Annotated in this window: 8 protein-coding genes; 3 read left to right on the top strand and 5 right to left on the bottom strand. The window is 69.7% G+C overall.

Annotation, left to right across the window (positions count from 1 at the left end):
• Positions 1-83: 83 nt before the first annotated feature.
• Positions 84-1,211, bottom strand: coding sequence for a restriction endonuclease (locus ABZ807_RS31895; RefSeq protein ID WP_357166383.1), 1,128 nt, complete (start codon positions 1,209-1,211; stop codon positions 84-86).
• A gap of 933 nt (positions 1,212-2,144) precedes the next feature.
• On the opposite strand from ABZ807_RS31895, the gene ABZ807_RS31890 reads away from it, so the two are divergent.
• From ABZ807_RS31890 to ABZ807_RS31880, 3 genes are read left to right on the top strand one after another with little or no spacing between them, the layout of a single operon-like run.
• Positions 2,145-2,948 (top strand): hypothetical protein, encoded by an 804-nt coding sequence (locus ABZ807_RS31890; protein WP_357166380.1) that lies wholly within the window; start codon positions 2,145-2,147, stop codon positions 2,946-2,948.
• Between the two features lie 47 nt (positions 2,949-2,995).
• Positions 2,996-3,463, top strand: coding sequence for an SWIM zinc finger family protein (locus tag ABZ807_RS31885; protein ID WP_357166377.1), 468 nt, complete (start codon positions 2,996-2,998; stop codon positions 3,461-3,463).
• On the top strand, positions 3,460-5,997 hold the full coding sequence (locus tag ABZ807_RS31880; protein WP_357166374.1) for a DUF6493 family protein: 2,538 nt from the start codon (positions 3,460-3,462) through the stop codon (positions 5,995-5,997). The genes ABZ807_RS31885 and ABZ807_RS31880 overlap by 4 nt, the downstream gene beginning before the upstream one ends.
• A gap of 197 nt (positions 5,998-6,194) precedes the next feature.
• Here the strand turns inward: ABZ807_RS31880 and ABZ807_RS31875 are convergent, their stop codons facing one another.
• From ABZ807_RS31875 to ABZ807_RS31860, 4 genes are all read right to left on the bottom strand, one after another.
• On the bottom strand, positions 6,195-6,548 hold the full coding sequence (locus ABZ807_RS31875; RefSeq protein WP_357166371.1) for an ADP-ribosylation/crystallin J1: 354 nt from the start codon (positions 6,546-6,548) through the stop codon (positions 6,195-6,197).
• An 84-nt stretch (positions 6,549-6,632) separates the two neighbouring features.
• Positions 6,633-7,076, bottom strand: a complete 444-nt coding sequence (locus ABZ807_RS31870) for a hypothetical protein (protein ID WP_357166368.1) — start codon at positions 7,074-7,076, stop codon at positions 6,633-6,635.
• Complete coding sequence (locus ABZ807_RS31865; protein WP_357166390.1) at positions 7,036-7,656, bottom strand: acyltransferase; 621 nt, start codon at positions 7,654-7,656, stop codon at positions 7,036-7,038. The genes ABZ807_RS31870 and ABZ807_RS31865 overlap by 41 nt, the downstream gene beginning before the upstream one ends.
• Positions 7,657-7,951: 295 nt before the next feature.
• Positions 7,952-9,625, bottom strand: a complete 1,674-nt coding sequence (locus ABZ807_RS31860) for a GH25 family lysozyme (protein WP_357166365.1) — start codon at positions 9,623-9,625, stop codon at positions 7,952-7,954.
• Positions 9,626-9,834 lie beyond the last annotated feature (209 nt).

Here is a 9,834-nt window from a genome sequence, read left to right as displayed (position 1 = left end):
GAAACGGAACGTACCCGCGACATCACGTACGAGATAATCATCGCCCCATCCAGCCTATACAAAAGCACCGAAACGGCCAAAGTTTAGGTCAGTGCATATAGGTCACGAACCGCCGAAGGCGGAACCAACCGCTTGCGCGCGTATTGCTTGACCTGGATGACGTACTTGCCTCCACGGATCGGGGTGGGATCATAGGCAACGCAGTCCACGCCGCCGTCCCCGTCGGCTTTGAACAGCTTGGTGTCGAACCCCATTCGCGTAAACAGGTTGTGCGCGAAGTGCTCGAACTCCTTGGGGGAAAACGCCATTAGGTTTGGGCGCTTATCAAGACCGCTAATGACGTCGACCGCTGCGACGATGCGGGGGTCCGCCATCTCGAACTTCATGACTGGCATGACCTCTTGCAGCTCATCTGGATGCCGCGACACGTCGGCTGCAAAGTATTTCTGCACACAAGTTACTGGATCAACCTGCGACAACACTAGAGGTGTGAACTGATCCCGCGTTGCTCGCAAGGTAATCAGGTGAGGGTCAATCGCCTGGCCGGTGCTGCGATCAATGGCATCTACACGACCGTTAAAAACTACGGTGTCGACTACCTTAAACGCGTCTGCGGCGAAAACGACCCGCAGGGCCCGAAGGGCGATCTGGGCGACCAACCGCTGATAGGCCAGGCGGATCTCTGTGATCGGACGCGGCGTGGTATCGGTGGAGTCGCGGGACTTGACATACCGGTAGGTCTTGACCTGGGGGACGATGTCGACATTGGGCAGGTACCACTCGAGGGCCAACAATGTGGAGTCTGGGACGTAGCCGGCGAACCTTTTGCGCGGAAATCCGGCAGGATCCTGAACTTGGTCGACGATCATCTGGAAGTAGCGACTCGCGTGCTGAGCTGAGCGTGCACGGACACCCTCGGCGAACAGATCGACCTCGGCATGCTGCGCGGCGATCTGCGCGTGCAGCTTGGCCTGCAGCTGCGCGTGCTGCTGGCGGGCCTTGGTGACCCGCTGCTGGCGAGCAGTCTCGGTCGCTTCGTGACCTGCCTTGACCTGCGCGAAGCGCTGCTCGGCCGCCGCGAGCCGAGCGGCGTAGCGAGCGTCACCGCCGAGCCACCGAGACATCACTCCGGGTGGTTTTGGCAGGAACGAGCCCCACGAAGGCGCAGGCTCCGGTGACGCGTCGGCGCCCAGATCCAGTGGCGTCACCACCGCGGGTTTCTTCAGGCTCGCGAAATCGACCCCCGGTACGGGCTGTGTCAGGGACCGACTCAGCAGCCCAGCAAGCTCCCGCATGCGTTGCTCAGCCGCTTCCGTCCGAGAGGCAGCGTCGGAAATCTTTCTAGCGAGCTCAGTGGCTTGACGCTCCTTCTCGACTGCCTTGCGCCGCAGCTCCTCCTCGCGTAGAAGGCGTGCTGTCTCCTGCTGCGCCTGACGCTGTTGCGCTACAAGGCGCCGCTGGTTGTCTCTTGAACCTGATGATGGCGCCACCCAAGACCTCCCCGGCCCGTACCCGACAGGGGGATTCTCCTCTAACAGACGCGATACGTGGCACCCGCCTACACGCAAAGTGAGCGGCTGGCCTCCGTCAAGATGATCCCCACAAGCAATTTCCATCTAAGTAGGACAAATGTTAATCATCACCCGAAGCTTGACTATCAGCCCTGCCAAGCTGCCCCATCCCGCCGCGACGTCGTGGTCCAGCGGGTTCTGAATCACTTCGCCGACCGCATCCGCGCTTACCCCAAGCAGCGGCGATACCTACTCCCGCTTTGTGAGCGGCGTCAAGGGACCATGACCGAGAGCGGGAGCGCGCGAGGAGCCGCCAGTAGCTCGCGTGGTTGGTCGGCACTGTCGGTGTCTGCTCCCTCCAGGCGGCGCAGTTCCCCCAGCGCAGCTGCCCTGGCAACTGATCCGTCCCGGCACTGGTGGAGAGATGAACCATCACACTTCGTGTGAAAATAACGTGTCAGACACTGATGATCGTGGCTGCAACCCTAGATCTGGCGTAGATCGCCCCCGTACGTCGGCTGCGGCCGGGCTGCCCCCGCCTCCGGCTTGCCGGCTGGCGAGAAACGGACGCTGCCCTGATGGTGCCCGCTGGTGCTCGCCGGGTGTCGGGGGTCGGTCGTAAGTTCTGCAGCCGTGAGCGCCCTTCAGACTTACCGCTACCTCCAGCCGTCCGCGCTGCACCGGGGGGACCTAGCGCTGCAGACCAGCGGCGGGCCCGCGACCAACCCACGGTTCTTCTCCGGTTTCCTGACGACTCCGCAGGCAGCGGCCGCCGGGCTGCTGGCGGTCGCCGAGGTCGCCCGCACCCGGTATCACCAGCCGGTCAGCCCGGCGAGCCTCGATCCCGTGGTTACCGGCAGCCGGGACCGGATGCGCTTCGAGTCGTTCTCCGGCTGCTGCGGGGTGTACGCGCGGCTGGACATCGTGCCGGCCGGGTTCGACGGCGACATCGTCGAGCATGGCACCACCAACGTCGACGTGAACGCGCCGCTGCGGGAGGCGCTGGCCCGGGTGGGCGGTATTGACCCGCTGCACCTGTCGGTGGGGCCGGATGAGCTGACCGTCTCCACCCTCGATGGTTCGGTGGTGGAGAAGAAGGTGCCGTTACCTGGGCGTTGGCTGCGGGGGTTTGCCGAGGTCCATCTGGTCGCTGCGGCCATGCAACCGCGGGCGGAGGTCCCGGTTGCGGAGGCGGCCGCCTTCCTGCGCCGGCTGCCGGCGGGCAACGACCGGTCGGTGCTCTGGGTAGTGCCGGCTGGGCGCTCGCTGCGGCTGACCTCGCGCCCGGTGCCTGGGGCGGTGTGCCTTGCCGGCGCTGGACGGCTCGCGACGCTGCGTGGGCTGCTCCGGTACGCGAAGACCCTGCGGGTGTACGGGCCTCGCCGCCGCTGCCGAGCGTCTGGGAGCTCGACTCCGGCGCGCTGCGGCTGTCGCTGACCCTGTCGCCGGAGCCGTACCGGGGTTTCTCTGGCGAGGGCGGTGCGTTGACCGCGCTCGCCACGGACGACGTCGCCGACGACGCCGCGCTGGTCGCCGCGCTGCTGTCCTGGGACCCGACGATCGATGTCCACGCGCTGGCCGCCTCGGCGGGGATTCCGGCGGACCGGGTCCGGTCCGCGCTGGCCCAGCTGGGCACCGCCGGCCGGGTCGGCTTCGACGTGGCCGAGGCGGGCTACTTCCACCGGGTGCTGCCGTACGACGCCGGCCGAGCCGAGCGGGACAATCCCCGGCTGGTCGGGGCGCGGGTGCTGGTCGAGGCGGGCGCGGTAGCCCTCGACGGCGAGGCGGCGACCGTACGCCACGGCGACGAGGTCTACCGGGTGCGCCGCCGGACGGACAGTTCGTACACCTGCTCCTGCCCCTGGTGGGCACGGCACCGCGGTCAGCGCGGGCCCTGCAAACACGCGCTCGCCACGACGATGGTGGGCGCTGCGGTGGAGGTCGGGGCGTGACCGATCCGTTCGAGTTCCTGGTCCGCGGTGACATCGGCGCGGCCGTTGACGCGGTCACCGGCCTCGACGACCAGCGGCGCCGGTCGTTCGCCGACGGGCTGGTGGCCCACGTGCGCCGGCGGCGCGACAACTGGTGGTGGAACAACGAGGCGACGGCCCTGGCGGTGGCCGCGGTAGGGGGCCTGCCCACCGCCGCCGCGGCGGCCGAGCTGCTCGGCCGGCGGAACGTGTCGCTGCGGGGCGCCGACGCCGGGCTGGTGGTCCAGGTCGCGCGGACGCGCGGGGTGCCCTGGCTGGCCGAGCTGGCATACCGGCTGACGGATCGGCTCCGCCGGGACGACCCGATGGACGGCTGGGGCTTCGTCGCGGAGCTGCTCACCGCCGAGAAGGCGGCGCCTCCCACCGGTGACCAGTTTGTGCAGGGGTGGCTCGCCATGATGGCGTGGCCGCCGGAGTGGCAGCGACCGGTCCCGCTGGTGGACCGGCTGCGGGCGGACGTGTTCCTCGACGCCCTGGTGCCGCGCCTGTTCGAGGTGGACAGCGCCGGGACGCGGATGTCCTTCGACGAGTTCATGACCGACGAGAAGCTTGCCCTGCCGCGCGCGCTGACGCGACTGGCCGGAGAGGGCCGCCTGGACCGGACGATGCTGCTCGACGGCTGCGTGAGCCGGCTGTTGCGCGGCGACCGGCCGGCCGCGTTGCGCGCGTTCGTCACCCTGCACGTCCAGTTGGCACCCACTGCCAGCGAGGTCGGCCGGCATAGCGGAGAGTACCTGCGCCTGCTCGCCGACGCCCCCGGGTTCGTGGCGTCGATGGCGCAGAAGACGCTGCGGGCTCTCGACGGCGTCGAGGTCGAGGGGCTGCTCGATACGTCGCGGGTCGTCCTCGTCCGGCCCGACAAGGCGCTGGTCCGCGCCCAGCTCAGCTGGCTGGACCAGCTCGCCCGTCGACACCCCGACCGGGCGGCGGAGATCGCCGAGGTCATCGCGACAGCGGTCGACCATCCGGCGGCGGACGTCCGCGACCGGGCCGGCACGCTGGCCGCCCGGTACGGACACGTCGTCGCCCCGCGGGTCGTGGTCGCTGCGGTGGGCGACGACCTACCGCCACCGGCCGGGCCGCTGCCCGCGCCCCCGGCCATCACCGACCCGGACGAGCTGGCGGAGGAGGCCGCCTCCCTGCTCAGCGGCCCCACCACAGCGTCCGGTCTGGAACGGGTCCTCGACGCAGTGGTCCGGCTCGCCGGTGACGACCGGGCCCGGCTGAAAGACGCCCTGATTCCTGTGCTGCGGCGGCACCGCGCCGGCGCGGAAGAGCACTCGTGGGATCCGTGTTGCCTGTGCGGTCTCCTCGGCGGGGTGCTGCACGCGGCGGCCGACCCGGTCGAGGGGGGCGTACGGCGGGGACGGTGGGTCGCGATGCTGGCGGCGTTGCGGCGCCGCACGCCGGGCGGGCCATCCCTCGATCCACGGGTACCCCCACCGCACCGGCTGCTGCGCGCGCGACTGGCCGAGATCGGCGACCGCGTCGGCCCGCCCCAGCACCCCGGTCTACTCGCGGCCCCGACCGCGGCGAACGGCGCCATCGACCCGGAGGTGCTGTACGACCGCCTGGCCCTGCTCGGCCAGCGCGGCGCGTGGGAGATGGACCTGAGACAGGCCCTGCTGCGGCTGCCCGCGCGGGTCGACGAGCCCCTCGCGGCCAGGGCGGCGGCGCTCGGTACGCCCGCCGGTAACCGGCTCGCCGGATGGCTGCGCGCCGGCGGCCTGCCGACCCCGGACCAGCGAGTGGTCACGCTGCCCCGCCGGGAGCGCCGACAAGGCTACGACTGGGGGTACGAGCAACTGCCCCGGCAGCGGACACACGTGCGGGTCAGCCCGCCGGAGGGCGTCGACGATCCGTTCGGCCTGCTCACCGTGCCGGCCGGATCCGTGAACAGCTACGTCGGCGGCGCTGCCCTGCTCTGGCCGGCGACGCTGCCCGGCTACCGGGGACTGGTCGCGGCGTACGCGCTGCCCGAGATCGCCAGCGGCGCCGACCAGGACCTGTCTGGCGGCGCCGCGATCCTGCCGCTGCTCACCGAGTGCGGCGGCGACGGCGGTCCCGCCGTCGATCTCGCCCTCGCGTACGGCCTGGGTGCCCGACACGAGTCCGACCGGGTCGCCGCCGTTGACGCCCTGCTGATGCTGGCCGCCGCCGGCGACCTGGACGCTCCCGCGGTCGGGGCCCACCTCGGCGCACTCGCCGCCGTCGGTGACCTCACGCTGACCCGCACCCTGCAGCCGCTACGCGACGCGGCCGCCGCCGGCGCCCCGCTCAGCACCTGGCGCCTGCTCGCCTCCGCTTTGCCTGCGCTGCTCGCGGCACCGAAGGCCCCGCGCGGCACCCCGGACCTGTTGACCCTGGCGGCGGAGACGGCGGGGGCGGCCGGCGCCCGGATCGACGTGCCAGGGCTGGCCGAGGTCGCCGCACACGGCGGGTCGAGCCGACTGGTCACCGAGGCGCGGCGCCTGGTCGTCGCGCTCGACCGGTGACCGGGATGCTGGAGGCGAGGCGTGGGTCAAAGCCGGCTCACGATCTCCGGCCCTGTCAGGCGGGACTTCCGCAGCGCGGTGCTGCCGCTGCTCCTTCAAACAAGCACGAGGACTTCGTGAAGGGCGGCCTCACCACGGCGGATGTGATCCAGCGCTTGCACAGCGTCTTCGGGACCCTCCGTGTCACCGAGTCTCCTTCAGCTGCCTGGCCTGAACTCGTGGACGACCTCAATCAGCCCGACAAGGTGCCGGTTGAACTCGTCGAGTTCCTCGGCCGGCACCCACAGCTCGAGGATGTCGCGGCCGCCGGCCTGCCGGACCGGATAGCGGGAGGCGAACTCGCGGTCGACCTCGAACCGGGTGACGTAGCCGACGCCGGAGGCGGGCACGTTCCAGTCCCGGGCGATCATGATCGCGTACTGCTCGTTGAGGACCGGGTAGAAGATCGGCTGGTCGGGCAGCCGCGGCGGCCAGGCTGTCCAGCCGGAGGCGCGCACGAGTTCCAGCTCTTCGGGGCCGGTCGGCCGCCACAAAATCGTCGTCTCGGCCATCACGGCGCTCCCTTCTGGCGGGCGAACAGTACCGGCTGGCCCACGTCGTGGACCAGCCGGTTTCCGCCTTCGTTGTCGTGCCGGTCAGTCGAAGCCGAACGCCTGTGCGGCCTCAAAGCTGCCGCCGGCCAACCACTGCTGGCGGCGTGGGTCGGTGTCGGAGAGCCGCCGGACGATCTCGTCGACCCCGATCTCAGGGTCGCCTGCCGGCAGTTCGATCACCGCGACGAACTGCAGCCACAGATCTTCCACGCCAGCGGGCCGTTGGGGGTAGAAGTACGACACGTGTACCCGGCCACGGTCGTTTGGCCGTGCCGCCACCCATCCGGGATGGCAGTCCCACCGGCCGAGGAGGTCCGATCGTTCGCGTAGCCGACCGCGCAGCAGGCGGGCGACGGTCCGGTCAGGCCACTCCCAGGAGTGATCGTTCTCGGCGCGGGTGATCTCGGCGTCGTACTGGGCAGCGTCGAAATGATAGATCGGCAGGTCAAGGCTGGACTGGTCGGGGTTGCGCCGGGAACCGCTCAACGAACCAGGACGCGGACTCGGAGACGGGCGGCCCGAAGGGCATCACCGGCTGAGCCGGCAGCAGCGCGGTGAGCACCGGGAACAGGAAGACCACGGCGACGATGCCGGCCGCCCAGTAGTACAGCCGCGCCGGTGCGATCTTCCTGATCAGCAGGATCGGCAGCGGGAAGCACAGGTAGAAGAACATCTCGCAGGCAAGCGTCCAACTGACCCCGCTGACCCCGGTTGCGACGAGGAAGCTCGGCGTCCAGGTCTGCACCAGCAGCGCGACCCGCACCACGTCGTGCAACTGGGTGTAGTCGTTGACCAGCACCATCACGCCGACGGCCAGCAGCAGACCGGCCCAGTGGTTCGGGTAGATCCGCACCGCGCGGCGCCGCCAGAACGACACCGCGGTGTCCTTCGGCCGGGCCGACCAGGTCAGCACGAATCCACTGAGGACGAACAAGAAGGACACGCCCAGACTGCCGGCCGGGGCAAGGATGAACTGGATCGACTTCGTGCTCGCCGACAGCGCGAAGATGCCCGGCAGCGTCACGGCGTGATAGACAAAGACACCCAGTGCGGCCCACCATCGCAGCCCGGTCAGCGCGCGGGGATCCTCGCCAGGACTTTGGCGTCCCTGCGATTGGTCGGGACATCCAGGTCGTCGACTCTTGCGGTAGCCATGGCCGCCTCCAGCCCAGGGTGAGGTGAATGCTCGCCTGATCTTTACCTGGGCCGGAGGCGGCGGGCATATTCCAGCGTGCGGACTTCGCCTGCCGGTCGCAGGTTCACGTCCGCCCGGCGGGCCGCCGACCTCATGGCCGGGTCAGGTGCCGGCATGCCTGCTCCCACGAGGGGGGATCGTGGGAGCAGGCGTCCGGTGCGGTCTGTCAGCCCAGGCCGGTGCTGCCGGGGATGGTCTGCATGCTGGACCAGGGGCCACCGTTGCCGAACCAGTACCGGGCGGTGCCGTCGGTGCCGCGGGCGAAGGCGTAGAGGTTGCCGTTGAAGACGCCGCTACTGACGGCGCCGGCGACGGCGGTGCTGCCCGGGATGCTCTGCTGCGCCGACCAGGGACCGCCGTTGCCGTACCAGTACTTCATCGCCCCGTCCGTGCCGCGGGCGAACACGTACAGGTTGCCGTTGAACACCGTGCTGGACAGGCCACCACCGATGCCGGAGCTGCCGGTCACAGTCTGCATGCCCGACCACGGACCGCCATTGCCGTACCAGTACCTGACGCTGCCGTCCGTGCCGGTCGCGAACAGGTACAGATTGCCGTTGAACACCGTGCTCGCCAGCGGCGCGTCGATCACGGCGGCACCGACGGACTGCGTCGCGGACCAGGGACCACCATTGCCGAACCAGTACCGGGCGGTGCCGTCCGCACCACGACCGAACACATACAGGTTGCCGTTGAACACCGACGCGGTCACCGCACCGGTCACCGAACTACCGGTCACGGTCTGCACAGCCGACCAGGCACCACCGTTGGCGTACCAGTACTTCACACTGCCGTCAGTGCCACGGCCGAACACATACAGGTTGCCGTTGAACACCGTCGCCACCGGATCACTGGCCAGACCACCACCAAGACTCTGCGCCGACGACCACGGCCCGCCCGTGCCGTACCAGTACCGCACCGACCCGTCCGACGCCCGCGCAAACTCGTAGAACACGCCGTTGAACACCACCGAACCCGACGACTGCGCCGACGCCGAACCGCCGGCGAACTGCGCCAGCTGCGCATAGCTGCCGTTGAACACGTCCCAGTCCCGGGTGGCGCCGCGCCCGCAGTCGGGGATCTCGTACTGCCAGAACGTCCACTGGTTGCCCCAGCCCGGCGCCGACGGCGGCGAGGAGTTGCAGGAGCTGATGTCCAGCGGATACGCGGAGAAGGCGGTGGAGCTGCCGGTGCAAGGGTTCCACCAGTTGACGTTCGTGTAGATCGCCGGCTTACGGCCGATCCGGGCCTCGACGCGGCCGAGGAACGAGTTGATCCAGCTCACCATCTGCGGCTGGGACAGGCCGTAGCACGGGTACGGCGCGACGTAGGTCCCGTTGCTCTTGTACGGCCACTCGATGTCGAGGAACGGCGGCAGCGTCTTGCCGTCGCTGGTCCACTGCATCGTGTCGACGAAGTGGTCGGCCTGTCCGACCGGGTTGCCGAGGTCGGGGCGGCCCCAGGCGTAGGCGCCGGCGAAGATGCCCACGCTCTTGGCCGTGTTGTAGTCGCTGCTGTAGTGCGAGTTGACGTACGAGGTGCCCTCGGTCGCCTTGACGTAGGTGAACGTGATGCCGTTGGCGGCCTCGGTACTCCAGTTGATCGACCTGCCGTTTTCCCAGTCGTGACTGGAGACGTCGATGCCGACCGGGTACCCGGCCGGGGGCGCCACGGCCGCGGTGTTCGTCGGGCTCTGCTGCTGCACCGAGCCGCGTCCTGCCCAGCCGCCCCCGTCAGCGTACGGGTCGGCGGCGTGTGCCGGTGACGGCTGGAGCAGAGCGGCGGTCAGCAGGACTGCGGTGAGCGGGCCGGTCCATCGCCGGCGCCTGGTGGGGTCCATCGAATGCTCCTCGAATGCCAAGGGGTGAAGGGAGGAGCGGGCCTCTCCGCGGGCGGAGAGGCCCGCAGGGGATCAGGACAGGCCGGTGCTGCCGGGGATGGTCTGCATGCTCGACCAGGGGCCACCGTTGCCGAACCAGTACCGGGCGGTGCCGTCGGTGCCGCGGGCGAAGGCGTAGAGGTTGCCGTTGAAGACGCCGCTACTGACGG

Source organism: Micromonospora sp. NPDC047548 (assembly GCF_040642975.1).
GTDB lineage: Bacteria > Actinomycetota > Actinomycetes > Mycobacteriales > Micromonosporaceae > Micromonospora.
Note: the sequence above shows the minus strand (reverse complement) of the source record. Positions and strands in the feature narration are given on the sequence as shown.